We start from the raw sequence: 19,501 nt of genomic DNA on the forward strand, positions 1-19,501 counted from the left end.
CCATTGTGTATCGAGATGCGCCGCCCCGAAGAGCGGCGCAGGGGAATTAACTGAACAGAGAGTAGAAAATAGCGGAGATAGCGATCAGGCCCATAATCACAACGAAGACGTTGCTGATATGGCCGCTGTACTTACGCATTGCCGGTACTTTCTGGATGGCATACATCGGCATCAGGAACAGAATCATCGCGATGATTGGGCCACCCAGGGTCTCAATCATACCGAGGATGCTCGGGTTCAGTGTCGCCACAATCCAGGTGGTTACCAGCATGAACAGTGCAGTGATTTTGTTCAGTTTGTTGATTTCGATGGATTTGCCTTTGCCGCGCAGAGACTTAATCACCATCCCGTTGAAGCCTTCACGTGCGCCCAGGTAGTGGCCGAGGAAGGATTTGGTGATAGCGATAATCGCGATGATCGGTGCCATCCAGGCAATAATCGGCGCGTTAAAGTGGTTCGCCAGGTAAGACAGAATCGAGATGTTCTGCTCTTTTGCTGCTGCCAGGTCCGCCGGGGTCAGGCTGAATACACAGCTGAAGACGAAGAACATAACGGTCAGTACCATCATGATGTGAGCGAATGCCAGAATCTTGGAGCATTTCTTCTCAGCTTCATCACCGTACTCTTCACGCTTCGCCACGGCGAAGGAGGAGATGATCGGGGAGTGGTTGAAGGAGAACACCATTACCGGAATCGCCAGCCACAGGGTCAACAGCAGGCCGTTCCCGGTGGTTGCCGCAGAGTCAAAAGACATGGTTTCCAGAATCGCACCGCTCCACTGAGGGATCAGATACAGCGCCAGCAGCATCAGAGCCGCAACGAACGGGAATACCAGGATGCTCATCGCCTTAACGATCATCTGCTCACCGAAGCGCACGATGGTCATCATGCCGACAATCAGGATCAGAGACAGGATTGCACGCGGCGGAGGAGTAATCGCCAGCTGATGGGTCAGGAAGCTTTCAACGGTATTGGTGATTGCTACGCTGTAAACCAACAGAATCGGGTAGATAGCGAAGAAGTAGAGCAGGGTAATCAGTTTACCTGCGCCAACGCCGAAGTGTTCTTCTACAACTTCGGTGATGTCTTCACCCGGATTTTTACCGGACAGCACAAAGCGAGTCAGACCGCGGTGTGCAAAGAAGGTCATTGGGAAGGCAAGGATTGCCATGATGATCAGCGGGATCATACCGCCTACGCCTGCGTTGATCGGCAGGAACAATACACCCGCGCCAATCGCCGTGCCGTAAAGGCCCAGCATCCACATGGTGTCTGTCTTGCGCCATGCGCTGCGGGTCTGGCCCGTAACGATAGTGCTGGTTTGAGTGTTTTCCATCTATTTCTCCTGGAGGAAGCTTAAAAAGCCGGGTTTGAGGTCAATCCAATGAGAAAGTACCCGGCTGTAAATCGAAATTCGTTGAGCGATTTTTATATAATTTTTCGCCGTAATAATTTTCGGGCGGAAAGATACATTTTAGTAATGAATGTATCAGTGATCGGGATCCCAAATGCAATAATCCACCTTTTATGTGGATAAATTTGGGCCATTAATCTGTTAAAAAATAGTCAAAGCGAATTTACGGGCGCGAAGGCTAACATTAACGACATATCTCATGAAAGCGAAGGCGCGAAGATAGGCGTGTTCAGCTGTAAAAACTGTTGTTTTTAGATGATTTCGGCGACTAATAATAATTTACTAAGATAAATCACGGTTGGTTTTTCAAGGTAATCGTTTGCGTGGCGCGCTGTTTTTAATGAATCATCACTGGTATTTATGTGATTGTCAGAGCTATGTGACTGGTATCACTAAAAAAAGCCGGGAGGCAAATGCGCCAAACCCGGCTTTGATATGGACAAAACTGTCATCGCTATAGTGCTGCTAGCGGGTGTAGAAGGTTAGGCGCAGATCTCGTAACAAGGGATATACGCAGTGCCCGGTAACTTCATACGATGTTGTGCAACAAAGCCCTGCAGGAGATCGTCCATGCGGCGCATCATTTCGCGGTCACCGTGGATTTTGTACGGGCCAAACTCTTCAATAGCGCGGATGCCGACTTCCTTCACGTTACCAGCCACAATACCGGAGAATGCGCGACGTAGATCGGCCGCCAGTACTTCAACGGGCTGATCCGGGTACAGCTTCAGGTTGGCCATGTTTTCATGGGACGGTTCGAACGGCATCTGCAGATCGGGCGCGATACGAATCGACCAGTTAAAGCTGTAAGCATCACCTGTGTCGCGACGGTTTTCTTTCACCAGCGGCATCGCTTTTTTCATCAGGCGCGCCACTTCCGCTGCATCGTCAATGATAATGCGATAGTGGCGACGCGCATCTTCTCCCAGCGTGTGCACGATAAATTCGTCAAGCACGCGGAAGTAATCCGCACTCTCTTTTGGTCCGGTCAGGATCAGTGGTAGAACCTGATCTTTGTTGGCCGGATTCATCAGGATCCCCAGCAGATACAGCAGCTCTTCTGCTGTCCCTACGCCACCCGGGAAGATGATAATACCGTGGGCGATACGCACGAACGCTTCAAGACGTTTTTCAATGTCCGGCATGATGATCAGTTCGTTTACCAGCGGGTTAGGCGGTTCAGCGGCGATGATTGACGGTTCGGTCATGCCAATAAAGCGGCTGTCTTTGTATCGCTGCTGGGCGTGGCCTACCGCAGCGCCTTTCATTGGCGCTTCCATCGCCCCTGGACCGCAGCCGGTACAGATGTTCAGTTCGCGCAGGCCCAACTGGGTGCCGACGCGACGGGCGTACAGGTACTCATTTTCGTTGATTGAGTGACCGCCCCAGCAGACGACCATGTTCGGCGCTTCACCGACGTGCAGCGCCCGGGCATTACGCAGGATCGAGAATACGAGGTTGGTGATATGGACCGAGCTTTCGAGATCCAGATGCTGAAAACGACCGGCGTTATGGATCTGGCCATTGACGAACAGAATGTCGCGCAGCACGGCAAACAGGTTAGCCTGTAGCGCACGAATAATGCGTCCATCAACAAACGCATCTTCAGGTGGGTTGATCAGTTCCAGCTTCACGCCCCGTTCGCGGCGCAGTACGTTAATATCGAAACTTTCAAAGCGTGACAGCAGTTCTTTACTGTTGTCGGTCAAACTGCCGGAGTTCAGAACGGCAAGCGAACAGTTACGAAACAGTTGATACAGGTCGCTGCTGGCCGTGCGTTTAAGCATATCGACTTCCAGCTGCGACAACATGTCCATTGAGCCAAGCGGGCTAATATGTGTAATCAAGTAAACTCCTTATGGGACGCAACACGTCATTCCCTGTGATTACAATAGCCCTGGCTTATGACCTTTCACAACCTTGTGCGCGGAATCCGACACGCAAAATTGAGAAAAAAGATTACTGACGCACCAGACGACCGGTTGCCGGAGTGAAATCGGTGTTGGTGCGCCATGGGTTAATGTCCAGGCCACCACGTCGCGTGTAGCGTGCGTAAACGCTCAGTTTCTCCGGCTGGCAGAAGCGCAGAATGTCATTGAAAATGCGTTCCACACACTGCTCGTGAAATTCATTATGGTGGCGGAAGGAGACCAGATAACGTAGCAGCTTCTCCCTGTCGATTTTCCGTCCGCGATACTGAATTTGTATGGAGCCCCAGTCGGGCTGATGGGTAATCAGACAGTTGGATTTCAGTAGATGACTGACCAGTGTCTCTTCCACTGCCTTTTCACCGCTCACGGCATTTTCCAGATACGCAGTGCTGAACTGGTAGTTATCGATGACGATATCCTGATTGTCGATACAGGTGCCGTTAAAGTGGGCTATCGGCTGCCCTTCCAGTTCGTCAAGGCGGTACAGCGCCACGCTGACATCGCCCTGAGCGCAGGCGCGAAGATCGTTTTCCAGTGTCTGACGTACCGCATCCCAGGAATCAAAACGCGTCTGATTAAAACTGTTCAGGTAAAGCTTAAAGCTTTTCGATTCAATCAGATTTACGCTGGTGTAATCCAGTTCCACGTGACCGACTGCGACCTGCGGTAAGCCGTTGGTATTCAGCCACGACAGTTCATACAGCGTCCAGATATCTGCACCGTGAAAAGGCAGGGTATCGGCCTTTAAATCCAGCGGATCGCGGTTCAGGCTGCGCGGAACACCCTGCAACAGACTTGCATCGTAATTGTCTCGGTAATCCGTTGATTTACCTAGAGTCAGGCCGTCAAGCGCCTGATGATTTTCATAAGAGGACATGTTTCACCGTCATAAACCAGATACACTATGCGACAAGTGTATCCTGGCTTTTGTGAAGAGAGAAATCAGTGGACGAATTGACAGCGCAGGCGTTGGTAGCCTTTACGACGCGTTATTGCGACGCATGGCATGAAAAAAACAACAGTTGGCCACTCAGTGAAGAGCTGTATGGCGTACCTTCTCCGTGCATCATTTCTTCCACAGACGATGCGGTATTTTGGCAGCCTCAACCTTTTGTCGGCGAAAAAAACCTCAATGCGGTTGAACGGGCATTTGATATTGTGATACAACCTGCCGTTCACGCTTTTTACACCACCCAGTTTGCCGGGGATATGCACGCGCAGTTTGCGGATGAAAAGCTGACGCTGCTGCAGACCTGGAGTGAAGATGACTTCAGGCGCGTTCAGGAAAACCTGATTGGTCACTTGGTTACGCAAAAGCGACTTAAGCTTTCGCCTACGCTTTTTATTGCCACACAAGATAATGAGCTTGACGTCATTTCGGTGTGCAATCTGTCCGGTGAAGTGTGCAAAGAAACGCTGGGAACCCGTAAACGAACGGTGCTGGCGGCCTCACTTGCGGAATTCCTCACTCAACTTAAGCCAGTTCTGTAATCCTGTTTGCCCTGAATCTTGTGAGAGATCTCTTACATACCCTGTAGGACATTGCCAGGTGATAAGTAAAGACTTAATGAATTGATAAAATAATAATTTATTATTATTCAATTGGTTAGTATTTTATTGTCAACTTTCATACGAAAATAATCGTAAGGGTAAGCCTGTAAGCATCTTGTAAGACAAAGCGAAACAGGCGATTCTATATCTGTCGACAAGGAGTCGCACAACGAAGAGAACATCAGGATGATGGCTCTTCACCTGGACACACCAGGATGGTGTTGCAAGGACAGGCTTCAGGACGAAGCAAAGAGGAAGACGCTGGATGCGTTAAAGGACACCTCCAGGACGGAGAATGAGAGCCGGTCAGGATGTTCGGCGGGTCTGGATGGCCAGGGTACTTCAGGATGAAGTTTTCACATCGGGGTGATGTGAGCAGGATGCAAAAGTTCAGGATGAACACGGTCGCAAGACCACAGGAAAAGTTGTCACGGATGAGCAGGGAGCACTAAAAGTAGCTGGAATGCTGCGAAACGAACCGGGAGCACTGTTTTTTTTACAGTGCTCCCTTTTTTTATTTCCTTCCACTAGTGCTATTCTTCGCGCCAGATTTTTCATCATTGAGGTTTATTTCATGACGACTCATGACCGTGTGCGCCAGCAGTTACACGCACTTGAAGCGCTACTGCGTGAACATAATCACTGGCGGATGGATGAGCCAGCAGAGCATCTGTTTACCAGTACGCAGCCTTTTTGTATGGATACCATGGAGCCGGTCGAGTGGCTGCAGTGGGTGTTGATTCCCCGCATGCATACGCTACTCGATAACGCGCAGCCGCTTCCGCAGGCTTTTGCCGTTGCACCGTATTACGAAATGGCGCTAGCAGCCGATCATCCGCAACGCGACATTCTCCTGGCGGCATTGCAGGAGCTGGATGCGCTGTTTACCAGTGATAACGCCTGATGCTGGAAATTCTTTATCAGGACGAATGGCTGGTTGCCGTCAATAAACCTTCGGGCTGGTTGGTTCACCGCAGTTGGCTCGACCGGGATGAGAAAGTGGTGGTGATGCAAACGGTGCGAGACCAAATTGGACAGCACGTTTTTACCGCCCATCGACTCGACAGACCAACCTCCGGTGTGCTGCTGATGGGACTGTCCAGCGAAGCCGGGCGTTTGTTGTCTCAGCAGTTTGAACATCATCAAATTCAGAAACGCTATCATGCGATTGTGCGTGGCTGGCTGATGGATGATACCGTGCTGGATTACCCGTTGGTCGAAGAGCTGGATAAGATTGCCGATAAGTTTGCCCGCGATGATAAAGGCCCGCAGCCTGCCGTCACCCATTATCGCGGTCTGGCAACGGTAGAAATGCCGGTAGCGACCGGACGTTATCCGACTACCCGTTATGGACTGGTGGAGCTGGATCCTAAAACCGGTCGGAAACACCAGCTCAGGCGCCATCTGGCCCACTTACGTCATCCGATAATTGGCGACAGCAAGCACGGTGATTTACGGCAAAACCGCAGCGCCGCGGAGCATTTCGGTTGTCAGCGATTAATGCTGCATGCCAGCCAGCTTGCGCTGACGCATCCATTCACCGGTGAGCCGCTGGTTATTCGCGCCGGGCTGGATGACGTCTGGATGCAGGCATTGTCACAATTTGGCTGGCGTGGACTTCTCCCTGAGAATGAAAGGGTTGAGTTCGTCGAGCGGTCAGGTCAGGATGAGCAGATAGATTCTTAAGTCCCAGGAGATTACGGTTATGGCGGAAATTGGAATTTTTGTCGGCACAATGTACGGAAACGCGCTGCTGGTTGCTGAAGAGGCCGAGGCCATTTTGACGGCACAGGGTCATAAAGCCACGGTGTTTGAAGATCCGGAGCTCAGCGACTGGCAGGCATATCAGGATAAATATGTGCTGGTGGTGACCTCAACGACCGGGCAGGGCGATCTGCCCGATAGCATCGTGCCGCTGTTTCAGGGGATCAAAGATAATCTCGGTTTCCAGCCAAATCTGCATTACGGAGTCATTGCGCTGGGCGACAGCAGCTACGTTAATTTCTGCAATGGTGGCAAACAGTTTGATGCGCTGTTACAGGAGCAAAGCGCACAGCGCGTGGGTGAAATGTTGCTGATTGATGCCAGCGAACATCCTGAACCGGAAAGCGAATCCAACCCCTGGGTAGAAAACTGGGGAACCTTGCTCAAATAATCTCTCGCCCGGCGGCGATTTGCTAGCACGGGCCTGTAACAAATGATGGACATGGAGAGAACAATCTGATTATAAATAAGGAAAAATTGCTTTAATTTATCTGTATTATAAATACAATCGCATGGTTTTATTTGTAACCCGAATTTATATAAATTAAATTCGGGTTTTTTATTATTTATGAGATCAAAAGCACAAACAAGTAACCCAGTCATCATGTTTTAATAAAAAGCAGACTCAAACAACTGAGAGTTATGAATGAATTAATGAGATGAATAAATGAGATAAAATGATAATAACGGAAATTATTAAGCTAAGGAGGGGAACTTGTTTACTTTATATAACACTCGGGATTTTAGCCAAAGTGCCAGATTAGAGGTCTTTGAAAAAATAGTGTCACCTAAAGAAGGTCTTAGGTTAGCAAGGATATATTATGAACTTGATGATAATAAAAATCAGCGCTCAGCTATAGTTGGCCTGCCACAGAGAAAATGGAATGTAAACCGATATTCTTCCGTTGCGTATGAAAGACCCCCCATTGGTAGATGTAATCCCATTTATGATGAGATACAACACAAATTATATGTGGGCGGGATAATAGCGATTGATTGTGGTGAGCATTGGTCCTGGGACAGAAATCCTTTTTATTTTGATGAGGACGGAGAGTTAGTTTATGAACCATTTATGCCCGATATATTCGACAGCATCTTCGAAGAGAGCGTAAGGAGAGCTTATCAGGAAACGCTCGACAGGGAGCAGGGGAGAAAACCCAGACCTACTCAAAAGATTGAGTATGGCGCACCAGGTTATATTGCACCCACACTAAAACCTCTTACCGTAGTACCAGGGCCTTCATGTCCGGTTGAAGAGGATAAATCGTCCCGTGAACCTGTAGATGCGGGATTTTGCGTACTGCCCTATGAGGCCACACCGTCATCTTTCGAATCCAGGTTTTTTATTAATCCTCCGGATGGTACACGTGAGTTATATCACAAGCTCAATCCAGATATAAAAAAACAACCGGGTTCAATTCTGCTTGTAGTTGATCCTGAAAAGCAAGATCAGCAACAGATTGAAACATTGCAAAAAGCGCGTGATAGAATTGATAAAGCGCTTGCACCATTAACACTGCCAGAAGCCCGTGTGTTACACGAAAACAGAGCTTCCGTGGATATTTTTTCTTCACAACTATACAGTGATGCTTTAGGACAAAGTGGGGATATCTTAGGTTACATAAAGGATGCTGGTGGTGGATATTATGAAGAAATAAATAAAACACTCAATGAAATACAGGAGCTTTATAAGAAAACATATAGTAGTAATTCTGGTCGTATTTCTGGAGAGGAGTTTTTTGGTCAACGAGAACGGCTATTTAAAAAATTAGACGGTATTTTGAATAAATTCTCAAAAGAACGGCTAAATTTAAAACAATATGAAGATATAAAGCAGGCATTAGGTTTATCAACCAAATCGATTATGCATAAGTGGGATCAAACAGGTGTAAAGGATATTGAGGGGTATGCAAGCTACATAGAAACATCAGCGAAACTGATAAAAATAATGAGAACAACAGGCTATATAGGTATTGGTCTTGATTTTACGAGTTATACCACTAACGTTTATGAGGCTTGCGCAAAAGGACGTGAAAGCGAATGTAGAAAGGCAGCGATAACGGAGTACAGTAAATTTGGTGGTAAACAAGCAGTGGGTATTACTGTGGGAGGTGTCGCTGGACCAGCAGCAAGAGCAGTTTGCATGTGGGCTTTGGGTCTTCTCACATCAGAGATTGGTGCAGTTGGAGCGGGGTTGTGCCTGGCAACTGGAATCAGTACAGGAATTGTAGCGGGAAAAGTAGCCGAGAAAGAAGGTGAAGGATGGGGGGGATTCTTAGGAGAAGCTATTAATGATGTTATTGAAAATAATCCAGATAAATTAACCCATTATCCCGATACGTTTAATGAAGAATCAGGTCTATTAATTTATGAAAAACTTTTTGATAGAAAATTACCATGATTTAAAATTTTTATTAATAATAGCTATTATGTTTGGATTTGTTATCTTGATTTTTATTTCATATGTGATTAATAAATGCAATTATGAACAAATAGTAAAATTATATGAGAAGAAATTTGATCGTCTACCGCAAACAGCACGTATGGCAAAGGGGGCAAGTTTAATTAGTTCGCCGGCTGCATATCATGCGAAAATTGGGTTTATAATGGGTAGCCTCATATTTCCATATAATCGCATTACAAATAATGATATGAGTGTCGAAGGGTATAATTTTATCCGGAGTTTACCTGGTTATCTGATTACAGGATTTAGGGTGGAAGCGGTTGTTTGGTTCATATTGATTATCTTAATATCTTGCTTGATTTTCATGGAGAATATAGTGTAAAAATAAAGAAGGGATTCTTGTAGAGTTCCTTCTTTACTTTTATTTCAATTCGCCATGTATTTAATCAACAATCCAGGTGTACCAAAACTGCTACACATTATCTGGCTATGATCTACCCTACTGCAGGGCTTCGTCAATGTCTTTGGCGACTTCGGTATAAACTAGGGAACCTTGCTTAAATAATCTCTCGCCTGGTGGTGTTTTGCTTGTACGGACCTGTAACAAATGATGGACATGAAGTGATCAATAAGGAAAATTTGCTTTAATTTATCTGTATTATAAATATAATTGCATGGTCTTATTTGTAACACTAATTTATAAAAATTAAATTCTGGTTTTTTATCATTTATGAGATCAAAAGCACAAACAAATAACCCAGTTATCATGTTTTAATAAAAAACAGGCTCAAAAAACTGGATTTTGTGAATGAATTAATGAGATGAATAAGTGAGATAAAAGAAGGCATTAGGTTTATCAACCAAATCGATTATGCATAACTGGGATCAAACAGGTGTAAAGGATATTGAGGGGTATGCAAGCTACATAGAAACATCAGCGAAACTGATAAAAATAATGAGAACAACAGGCTATATAGGTATTGGTCTTGATTTTACGAGTTATACCACTAACGTTTATGAGGCTTGCGCAAAAGGACGTGAAAGCGAATGTAGAAAGGCAGCAATAACGGAGTACAGTAAATTCGGCCTCAAACAAACAGCAAGTATTGCTGGCGGAGCTGCCAGGGGAATTATGGGAAGAGCCGCTTGTACATGGGTTTTGGGATTGATTACATCAGAAGCTGGAGGTATTGGCGCAAGTGTATGTCTGGTAAGTGGCATTGCTTCAAGTATTGCAGGAGGTATATATTTTGAAAAAGTGGGTGAGAAACTAGGTGATAGGTTTGGTGGATTAGTGAATGACGAACTTGATAATTCAGAATTCAAACTATATGACCCAGATTCATTTAATGAAGCAGCAGATATTCTAATATATGAAAAAGTTTTTAACAGATAATCTAGATGTCATTAATATTAGCCTTGGCATAATGCTGGTTATTATAACGTTGATTTTAATACTTATGTCTTATGTGATAAATGATGAGAAGTATAAAAAAATAGTAATATTATACGAGGGCAAACTTGGTCGTCTTCCTATCACTGCAAGTTTGGCGAGAACAGCAAGTTTAATTGGTACTCCCGGTATCTACTTTGCAAAGATAGGTTTCATTATGTCTAGTCTGATTTTTCCCTATAATAGGGTTTTTAATAATGATATGAGTATTGAGGTATATCATTTTATTCGTTCCTTACCCAAAGAGTTAACCACGGGGTTTAAAGTTGAAGCGGCGTTCTGGTTTGTTGAATTTATTGTTCTGGCTTTTTTGGCGATCCTTTATTATTTTTTCTGAGAAACTGAATGTTAATAGTGGCACGAATAAACTAGAGTCCTTTTTTATTTCAATGCTCCATATTCCTGAACAACAATCTCATCATAAGTAGTGGCAGGTGATAACCCACTAAAAAAATTTGAGTTCACGTTAGGAGTTGGCGCGCAATCTAAGAGATCAGCTTCCCAAACTGTTAGTCATCATAAGCAGTAGCGCCTTAAACCCAGATGGGTACCGCCGGTTAGATGTTGCCGCCACGCGGCAACAAAACGCCCACCAAACGCCAATTTCGTGAAGCATCTTCCATTCCATTAGGCTTATGCCATAAACAACCTCATTCACCTCTCGCAATGTTGTGTTTTTGCACGGTGAGGGTAAGTGGCACTCCTTCATATACTTTTCCCGTCAGTTCCCGAAAAGGCAGCGAGTCAGAATAAAACGGCCCTGAGCTGTACCAAAACTGCCACACACTAACCTCTCATTCTGATCACCCTACAGGTGCTGTACAGAATGAACTGGCGACAGCCAAGATTCAGGAGTGCAACAATGAGTTCATTAAGTCAGGCGGCGAGCAGCGCGGAAAAACGCACTAACGCTCGCTACTGGATAGTGGTGATGTTGTTTATCGTCACATCCTTCAACTACGGCGATCGCGCCACCTTATCCATTGCCGGTTCGGAGATGGCCAAAGACATTGGTCTGGATGCGGTAGGGATGGGTTATGTATTCTCCGCTTTCTCATGGGCCTATGTTATCGGCCAGATCCCTGGCGGCTGGTTGCTCGACCGCTTCGGTTCAAAACGTGTTTATTTCTGGTCCATCTTTATTTGGTCCATGTTTACCCTGCTGCAGGGCTTCGTCGATATCTTTAGCGGCTTCGGCATTATCGTTGCGCTGTTTACGTTGCGATTCCTTGTCGGTTTAGCTGAAGCTCCTTCCTTCCCCGGCAATAGTCGTATAGTTGCGGCATGGTTCCCGGCACAGGAGAGGGGCACGGCGGTCGCAATCTTTAACTCTGCGCAGTACTTTGCCACCGTTATTTTTGCGCCAATCATGGGGTGGCTGACCCACGAAGTGGGCTGGTCGCATGTGTTCTTCTTTATGGGCGGCCTCGGGATTGTTATCAGCTTTATCTGGCTGAAGGTGATTCATGAACCAAACCAGCACCCGGGCGTAAACCAAAAAGAGCTGGAGTACATTGCTGAAGGCGGGGCGCTGATCAATATGGATCAGGCGGCCGCCAAAGCTAAAGTGCCGTTCAGCGTGAAGTGGGGGCAAATCAAACAGCTGCTGGGCTCACGGATGATGATCGGTATTTACATCGGGCAATACTGCATTAACGCGCTGACCTACTTCTTTATCACCTGGTTCCCGGTTTATCTGGTGCAGGCTCGCGGTATGTCGATTTTGAAAGCAGGTTTTGTCGCTTCGGTCCCGGCCATTTGCGGATTCGCCGGCGGCGTGCTTGGCGGCATTATTTCCGACTGGCTGATGCGCCGTACCGGTTCGCTAAATATCGCCCGTAAAACGCCAATCGTACTCGGCATGCTGCTGTCGATGGTGATGGTGTTCTGTAACTACGTCAACGTGGAGTGGATGATCATCGGCTTTATGGCGCTGGCCTTCTTCGGCAAAGGTATCGGTGCGTTGGGATGGGCGGTGATGGCTGATACTGCACCTAAAGAGATCAGCGGTCTGAGCGGCGGTTTGTTCAACATGTTTGGCAACATCTCCGGCATCGTCACGCCAATTGCTATCGGCTACATCGTAGGGACCACCGGCTCGTTTAACGGCGCGTTGATTTACGTCGGGGTGCATGCGTTGATTGCGGTGGTGAGCTATCTGGTACTGGTGGGCGATATTAAACGTATCGAACTGAAACCTGTCGCAGGACAATGATGATGACAACACAATCGAGTCCCGTTATTACCGATATGAAGGTCATCCCGGTGGCCGGTCATGACAGCATGCTGCTCAATATTGGCGGTGCGCACAATGCATATTTCACCCGCAATATTGTGGTTCTTACCGATAACGCCGGCAATACCGGCGTCGGTGAAGCGCCGGGCGGCGAAGTGATTTATCAGACGCTGGTTGACGCTATCCCGATGGTATTGGGTCAGGAGGTTGCGCGCCTGAATAAGGTGGTACAGCAGGTGCATAAAGGCAACCAGGCCGCTGATTTTGACACCTTCGGCAAAGGCGCCTGGACCTTTGAACTGCGGGTCAATGCGGTAGCGGCGCTGGAAGCGGCGCTGCTTGACCTGTTGGGCAAGGCGCTCAACGTACCTGTCTGTGAACTGTTAGGGCCGGGCAAGCAGCGCGATGCGGTCACCGTACTCGGCTATCTGTTCTACGTGGGCGATCGCACAAAGACCGATTTACCGTATCTGGAAAGCACGCCGGGAAACCATGAGTGGTATCACCTGCGTCACCAGCAAGCGATGAACAGTGAGGCGGTGGTACGTCTGGCTCAGGCTTCGCAGGATCGCTACGGCTTTAAAGATTTCAAACTCAAAGGTGGTGTACTGCCTGGCGAGCAGGAAATCGACACCGCTCGTGCGCTGAAAAAATGCTTCCCGGATGCGCGTATTACGGTTGATCCCAACGGAGCCTGGTTACTGGATGAAGCCATCTCCCTGTGTAAAGGGCTGAACGATGTTCTGACCTACGCCGAAGATCCATGTGGCGCTGAACAGGGTTTTTCTGGCCGCGAAGTGATGGCCGAGTTCCGCCGTGCAACCGGTCTGCCGGTAGCAACGAACATGATAGCCACCAACTGGCGTGAAATGGGCCATGCGGTGATGCTGAACTCAGTAGATATTCCGCTGGCCGATCCGCACTTCTGGACCCTTTCCGGCGCGGTGCGCGTGGCACAGTTATGCGATGACTGGGGCCTGACCTGGGGCTGCCATTCTAATAATCATTTTGATATTTCGCTGGCGATGTTTACCCACGTCGGTGCGGCTGCACCGGGTAATCCAACGGCTATTGATACCCACTGGATCTGGCAGGAGGGTGATTGCCGCCTGACCAAAAATCCGCTGGAGATTAAAAACGGAAAAATTGCGGTACCCGATGCGCCCGGTCTGGGCGTGGAACTGGACTGGGATCAGATACAGAAAGCGCATGAGGCTTATAAGGCGCTGCCCGGCGGCGCGCGTAATGACGCAGGCCCAATGCAGTATCTGATCCCCGGATGGACTTTTGACCGTAAACGTCCCGTTTTCGGCCGCCACTAATTTTGAATAAGGACTTAATTATGAGCGCACAATTTTCTACCCCATTGGTTACCTCTATGCAGGTTATTCCGGTTGCGGGTCATGACAGTATGCTGATGAACCTGAGCGGCGCACATGCTCCGTTCTTCACGCGCAATATTGTGATTATTAAAGATAACTCCGGTCATACTGGCGTGGGTGAAATTCCCGGCGGAGAAAAAATCCGTAAAACGCTGGAAGATGCGATCCCGCTGGTGGTAGGCAAAACGTTAGGTGAATACAAAAACGTGCTGAATGCGGTACGCAATACTTTTGCCGATCGTGATGCGGGCGGTCGCGGTTTGCAGACCTTTGATTTACGTACCACCATTCATGTGGTTACTGGGATCGAAGCGGCCATGTTGGATTTGCTCGGCCAGCATCTGGGCGTGAACGTGGCTTCCTTGCTGGGCGATGGTCAGCAGCGTAGCGAAGTAGAAATGCTGGGTTATCTGTTCTTCGTAGGTAACCGTAAGGCAACGCCGCTGCCGTACCAGAGTCAGCCGGATGAGAAATGCGACTGGTATCGTCTGCGTCATGAAGAGGCGATGACCCCGGATGCGGTAGTGCGCCTGGCGGAAGCTGCGTATGAGAAGTATGGTTTCAACGACTTTAAACTGAAAGGCGGCGTGCTGGCCGGGGAAGAGGAAGCAGAATCTATCGTTGCGCTGGCGAAGCGTTTCCCGCAGGCCCGCGTCACGCTGGATCCGAACGGCGCGTGGTCGCTAAATGAAGCGATTAAGATCGGCAAATATCTGAAGGGTTCTCTGGCCTATGCGGAAGATCCGTGCGGCGCCGAGCAGGGCTTCTCTGGTCGTGAAGTGATGGCGGAATTCCGCCGCGCTACCGGTCTGCCGACCGCCACCAACATGATCGCTACCGACTGGCGTCAGATGGGGCATACGCTGTCGCTGCAGTCCGTGGATATCCCACTGGCGGACCCGCACTTCTGGACCATGCAGGGTTCTGTCCGCGTGGCGCAAATGTGCCATGAGTTTGGGTTGACCTGGGGATCGCACTCCAACAACCACTTTGATATTTCGCTGGCGATGTTTACGCATGTCGCGGCAGCGGCTCCGGGCAAAATTACCGCGATTGACACCCACTGGATCTGGCAGGAAGGCAATCAACGCCTGACCAAAGAGCCATTTGAAATCAAAGGCGGCATGGTGCAGGTTCCGGCAAAACCGGGTCTGGGCGTGGAGCTGGATATGGATCAGGTCATGAAAGCGCATGAGCTGTACCAGCAACATGGGCTGGGGGCGCGTGATGATGCGATGGGAATGCAGTATCTGATCCCGAACTGGACGTTTGATAATAAGCGTCCGTGCATGGTACGCTAAGTGAGCTGGGACCGCTCCCATTGAGGGGCGGTTTTTATCCTGGTATATGCTTAACACAGTCAACATGCGTAAGGATGCTTTATGAAAATAGTAATCGCACCGGATTCCTATAAGGAAAGTTTGAGTGCGCTTGAAGTGGCAACGGCTATTGAGCAGGGGTTTCGTGAGATCTGGCCCGATGCGGATTACGTGAAGATTCCGGTTGCAGATGGCGGTGAAGGAACGGTCGAAGCGATGGTTGCCGCAACGCAAGGTCACCTTGTGCATGTTGATGTTACCGGCCCTTTGGGCAACACAATTCAGGCATTTTATGGTTTATCCGGTGATGAGCGCTCGGCGTTTATCGAAATGGCGGCTGCCAGCGGACTGGAACAGGTTCCTGCGGGGTTACGCGATCCGCTGAAAACGACATCCTGGGGAACCGGGGAGTTAATCCGTCATGCGTTGGACGCTGGCGTTGAGCATATCATCATTGGAATTGGCGGAAGCGCCACCAATGATGGCGGTGCCGGGATGGTGCAAGCGCTGGGAGCAAAATTGCTGGATACGCAAAATAACGATATTGCCCATGGCGGGGCTGGCCTCGAATCGCTCGCTCGGATTGATATTTCTCAGTTAGACCAGCGACTTGCTGCGTGTCGTATTGAAGTGGCTTGCGACGTGACTAATCCGTTGACCGGTGAAGAGGGCGCTTCTGCGGTTTTTGGCCCGCAAAAAGGGGCGACGCCGGAGATGATTACCCGCTTGGATCGGGCACTCACGCACTATGCGCAACTCATAGCCCGCGATCTGGACGTCAACGTGCTGGATCTGGCCGGCGGTGGCGCCGCTGGTGGTATGGGGGCGGCGCTATATGCGTTTTGCGGCGCACAGTTGCGCTGCGGTATTGAGATAGTAACGGATGCGTTGCACCTTGACGCCTGCGTTGCGGATGCGGATTTAGTGGTCACGGGTGAAGGGCGCATTGATAGTCAGACCATTCACGGTAAGGTTCCGGTTGGCGTGGCGAAGGTCGCAAAGCGTTACAACAAACCGGTTATCGGCATTGCCGGTAGCCTGACGGCGGATGTCGGTGTGGTCCACGAGCATGGGCTGGATGCGGTTTTCAGCGTCATCTATACCATCTGTACCCTGGATGAGGCGCTAAAGAACGCGAGCGACAACGTACGAATGACGGCGCGAAACGTGGCCGCAACGCTTAAAGCCGGGCAGCAATTACGCTGAGTTGTAGGTTGGATAAGGCGGTCACGCCGCCTTCCTGCGAATATTACCCCAACAACTTCTTCGCTTCGCGCGCAACGTTGTCCATTTCATCCAGAAGCTCTAAAAACTCAGGCTCCAGCTCTTCTTCCTTGGTCCCGCTACGTAATTGCTGCTCAATAAGCTGACACAGGTTTTTCATGCGGGGAACGCCGCTATAACCGCAGCTGCCGTGCAGCTTGTGGATCATATCCACCAGCCCTTCAGGGTTTTCACCGACCAGCTGTTCTTCAATTTTGTTACGTACTTCGGGCAGAAAATCGAGCAGCATTTGCAGCATATCCCGCGCCAAATCGTTTTTACCTGCGGCTTGTCTTAATGCTAACTGCCAGTCGAGTGTGGTATTCGGATTGACTACCGGCTCAACGGGTTCAACGGCGATCGCCCTAAGCGCTGTGCTTGCGCCAGGTTTATAACGTAACAGCAGATTATGCAGCTTATCTTCCTCGATAGGCTTCGCCAGGTAATCGTTCATCCCGGCGCTGAGCAGCTTCTCTTTCTGCCCGGCCATGGCGTGTGCGGTGACCGCAATGACCGGTGTCTGCTGTTGATGAGGAAGCTGGTGGATTAGTTCACAAGCGCGAATGCCGTCCATGTCTGGCATCTGAATATCCATCAGGATCAGATCAAATTGCATTTGTCTGGCGCGATCCACCGCTTGATGCCCACTGTCGCAGAGCACGACGTGCTGAACCTTATCTTCCAACAGTGCGCCAATCAGCTTGAGGTTCGCAGGGTTGTCGTCTACCGCCATAACGGTCATCGCGATTTTGCTATCGTCTAACAGCAGCGGATCCGCGCTGTGATTCAACTGACAATACACTGTCAGCGCAGGCAGTAAGCGAGTTGAGGTGAGAGGTTTCAACAGACACGCCGCCGCGCCGCCCTGTTTTAACTTTTCGGCGTTAATCTGCGCATGGCAAGGCAGGGCCAGTAACAAAAAGTCGGTCATCGCCGCAGCGTTTGCCAGCCGCTCATGCTGCATGGTGAGCGGTTCGCGTAAAGTGACCGGAATGCCGAGCAGCAGAATATCGTAGTGATCCTTCGGCAGCCCAGAGAATGAAGGGCTGTAAATCACCTCCAACGGCGTTTCGCTCAAGATATCTAACGTGCACTGTGCGGCAGTGGCGTTCGGTTCGACGTAGGCCAGTCGTTTACCGGCCAGGCAGAGCGTGGTTGAGCGGTCAACGAGAACGTTAGGGTTAAGATCGAGGCTGATATGGAACCAGAACGTGGAACCCCGGTTCGGTTGACTATGGAAGGAGATATCCCCGCCCATTTCGTTGACCAGTTTTTGCGTAATGACCAGACCCAGCCCGGTACCGCCGTGGCGGCGGGAAATACTGGCATCCGCCTGGCGGAAGGCCTGGAACAAGCGTGACTGATCGCGCTCAGGAATACCAATTCCGGTATCGCGGATTTGTACTTCAATCTGCACTTTCGTGTTACTAAGGGCGCGCTTCTCGACCAGAATGTCGATATTGCCGCCTTCGGTAAATTTGATGGCATTGCCAACCAGATTAGTGATTACCTGCTGTAAGCGCAGCGGATCGCCGATGACGTTGTCCGGCACGTCATTCTTAATATTTAGCGTCAGCTCAAGCCCTTTATCATGGGATGAATGCGCTAACAGCGTAACGACGTCATCCAGCGTGCTGCGCAGCGGGAAGGGAATGCTTTCCAGAATCAGCTTGCCCGCCTCAAGTTTGGAGAAGTCGAGTACATCATTGATGATAGCCAGCAGATTGTTAGCCGAGCGTTCAATGGTATTCAGGTGATCGCGCTGCGTGGTGTTGAGCTCGGTTTTTAGCGTAAGACGGGTGAAGCCAATCACGCCATTCAGCGGTGTTCGCAGTTCGTGCGACATGTTAGCCAGAAACTCAGACTTAATACGCGCCGCTTCCTGGGCGCGTTTCTTCGCCAGATCCAGTTCGACGTTCTGGATTTCCATCTGCTCCAGCGTTTCACGCAGGTCAGAGGTGGCCTGATCGATGTTGTGCTGCATCTCTTCATGGTAAGCCGCAAGTGACATCGCCATCGAGTTGATACCATTTTTGAGCATATCCAGCTCGCCCAGCATGAAACCTTCCACGCGGCTGTCGAGCTGTCCTCTACGTATTCGGTCAACGGTATTCACCATATTGCGAATCGGGCCGGTTACGTCGCGCATCAGACGCCAGCCAAAAATTAACGCAATACCAATACAAAACAGCATCATTACGCTGGAGATAAAGATCTCTTTGTACTGCTGCAATCGCACGGACTTAAGATCCAGCTCAAGCGCCACATACCCCAGCATATTTTTGGTGTTTTTCGCATCGCTTACGGCGGACTCATCTGGTGAATAGCTTTCCGATATAATCGGGGTACGCAGGATCATGATATCCCCGTGCCGGGTGACGCTCAGCTTACGGGGAAACGGTGAACCTGTCGCCAACTGCATTTCAGACGGATCGAGATGAAAATTAGAGGTGACGAACAGTCGGTTATTTTCGTCATAAACAGAAATTGCCCGCACGATATCGGAATGGCGACGATGCAGCACGCTGATAAGCTGGCCGATAGATTCCCTGTTTTGCAGGTTCATGCCATATTCGCTGGAGACCGCGAGTGGTTCTATGATGCTGGCACCAGCATCTTCCAGTTGACGCTGCAAGTCGTTATAGCGATGCACAACAAAAAAGATACTGAGCAACAAACCTATCAGGACGGTCGGGGCCAGGATCAGAATCATCATGCGTGCGCGCAGGCTGTAGTTGGTCATGGAGTTCCGTTATGGGACAATTAGGGTCACACTGTTAAATA

At 49.3% G+C, this 19,501-nt stretch carries 16 protein-coding genes; 12 read left to right on the top strand and 4 right to left on the bottom strand.

Features of this window, described 5'->3' with window-relative positions; genetic code table 11:
* Nucleotides 1-46 precede the first annotated feature (46 nt).
* The 3 genes from SK33_RS04770 to queF form a co-directional block, all read right to left on the bottom strand.
* A complete protein-coding gene (locus tag SK33_RS04770) occupies nucleotides 47-1,336 on the bottom strand; it encodes an HAAAP family serine/threonine permease (protein WP_003034073.1) in 1,290 nt (429 codons plus the stop codon).
* A gap of 560 nt (nucleotides 1,337-1,896) precedes the next feature.
* Nucleotides 1,897-3,261, bottom strand: a complete 1,365-nt coding sequence (gene ppnN / locus SK33_RS04775; protein ID WP_003034076.1) for a nucleotide 5'-monophosphate nucleosidase PpnN — start codon at nucleotides 3,259-3,261, stop codon at nucleotides 1,897-1,899.
* Nucleotides 3,262-3,373: 112 nt separating this feature from the next.
* Nucleotides 3,374-4,222: an NADPH-dependent 7-cyano-7-deazaguanine reductase QueF gene (gene queF / locus SK33_RS04780; protein ID WP_003034084.1), complete on the bottom strand. Its 849-nt coding sequence runs from the start codon at nucleotides 4,220-4,222 to the stop codon at nucleotides 3,374-3,376.
* A 68-nt stretch (nucleotides 4,223-4,290) separates the two neighbouring features.
* Here queF and syd point away from each other — a divergent pair, with 68 nt between their 5' ends.
* The 12 genes from syd (at nucleotide 4,291) to SK33_RS04840 (ending at nucleotide 16,660) form a co-directional block, all read left to right on the top strand.
* Nucleotides 4,291-4,836 carry a SecY-interacting protein gene (gene syd, locus SK33_RS04785; RefSeq protein WP_003034087.1) on the top strand — a complete coding sequence of 182 codons (546 nt, stop codon included), beginning with the start codon at nucleotides 4,291-4,293 and terminating at the stop codon, nucleotides 4,834-4,836.
* A gap of 634 nt (nucleotides 4,837-5,470) precedes the next feature.
* Nucleotides 5,471-5,800: a YqcC family protein gene (locus SK33_RS04790; RefSeq protein WP_003034091.1), complete on the top strand. Its 330-nt coding sequence runs from the start codon at nucleotides 5,471-5,473 to the stop codon at nucleotides 5,798-5,800.
* Nucleotides 5,800-6,582 carry a tRNA pseudouridine(65) synthase TruC gene (gene truC, locus SK33_RS04795; RefSeq protein ID WP_003034092.1) on the top strand — a complete coding sequence of 261 codons (783 nt, stop codon included), beginning with the start codon at nucleotides 5,800-5,802 and terminating at the stop codon, nucleotides 6,580-6,582. Before SK33_RS04790 ends, truC begins: the two co-directional genes overlap by 1 nt.
* A gap of 19 nt (nucleotides 6,583-6,601) precedes the next feature.
* Nucleotides 6,602-7,051 carry a flavodoxin gene (locus SK33_RS04800; protein WP_003034096.1) on the top strand — a complete coding sequence of 150 codons (450 nt, stop codon included), beginning with the start codon at nucleotides 6,602-6,604 and terminating at the stop codon, nucleotides 7,049-7,051.
* Between the two features lie 324 nt (nucleotides 7,052-7,375).
* The gene (locus SK33_RS04805; RefSeq protein ID WP_075262475.1) at nucleotides 7,376-9,061 is read left to right on the top strand and encodes a hypothetical protein; all 1,686 of its coding nucleotides are present in this window, start codon (nucleotides 7,376-7,378) and stop codon (nucleotides 9,059-9,061) included.
* The gene (locus SK33_RS04810) at nucleotides 9,030-9,446 is read left to right on the top strand and encodes a hypothetical protein (RefSeq protein ID WP_003035066.1); all 417 of its coding nucleotides are present in this window, start codon (nucleotides 9,030-9,032) and stop codon (nucleotides 9,444-9,446) included. The genes SK33_RS04805 and SK33_RS04810 overlap by 32 nt, the downstream gene beginning before the upstream one ends.
* Before the next feature lie 489 nt (nucleotides 9,447-9,935).
* Complete coding sequence (locus tag SK33_RS26370) at nucleotides 9,936-10,460, top strand: hypothetical protein (protein ID WP_075262474.1); 525 nt, start codon at nucleotides 9,936-9,938, stop codon at nucleotides 10,458-10,460.
* The gene (locus SK33_RS04820) at nucleotides 10,438-10,854 is read left to right on the top strand and encodes a hypothetical protein (protein WP_048218515.1); all 417 of its coding nucleotides are present in this window, start codon (nucleotides 10,438-10,440) and stop codon (nucleotides 10,852-10,854) included. The genes SK33_RS26370 and SK33_RS04820 overlap by 23 nt, the downstream gene beginning before the upstream one ends.
* A 525-nt stretch (nucleotides 10,855-11,379) precedes the next feature.
* Entirely contained in the window at nucleotides 11,380-12,732 is a 1,353-nt protein-coding gene (gudP, locus tag SK33_RS04825) for a galactarate/glucarate/glycerate transporter GudP (protein ID WP_003034105.1), read from the top strand.
* A gap of 2 nt (nucleotides 12,733-12,734) precedes the next feature.
* Nucleotides 12,735-14,075, top strand: coding sequence for an enolase C-terminal domain-like protein (locus SK33_RS04830; RefSeq protein WP_048218513.1), 1,341 nt, complete (start codon nucleotides 12,735-12,737; stop codon nucleotides 14,073-14,075).
* 20 nt (nucleotides 14,076-14,095) lie between these two features.
* A complete protein-coding gene (gene gudD, locus SK33_RS04835; protein ID WP_003034111.1) occupies nucleotides 14,096-15,436 on the top strand; it encodes a glucarate dehydratase in 1,341 nt (446 codons plus the stop codon).
* A gap of 81 nt (nucleotides 15,437-15,517) precedes the next feature.
* A complete protein-coding gene (locus SK33_RS04840; RefSeq protein WP_048218511.1) occupies nucleotides 15,518-16,660 on the top strand; it encodes a glycerate kinase in 1,143 nt (380 codons plus the stop codon).
* Between the two features lie 43 nt (nucleotides 16,661-16,703).
* On the opposite strand, the gene barA is transcribed toward SK33_RS04840, so the two are convergent.
* Nucleotides 16,704-19,460 (bottom strand): two-component sensor histidine kinase BarA, encoded by a 2,757-nt coding sequence (barA, locus tag SK33_RS04845; protein WP_048218510.1) that lies wholly within the window; start codon nucleotides 19,458-19,460, stop codon nucleotides 16,704-16,706.
* Nucleotides 19,461-19,501 lie beyond the last annotated feature (41 nt).

It is taken from the genome of Citrobacter sp. MGH103 (assembly GCF_001034475.2).
GTDB classification, from domain to species: domain Bacteria; phylum Pseudomonadota; class Gammaproteobacteria; order Enterobacterales; family Enterobacteriaceae; genus Citrobacter; species Citrobacter freundii.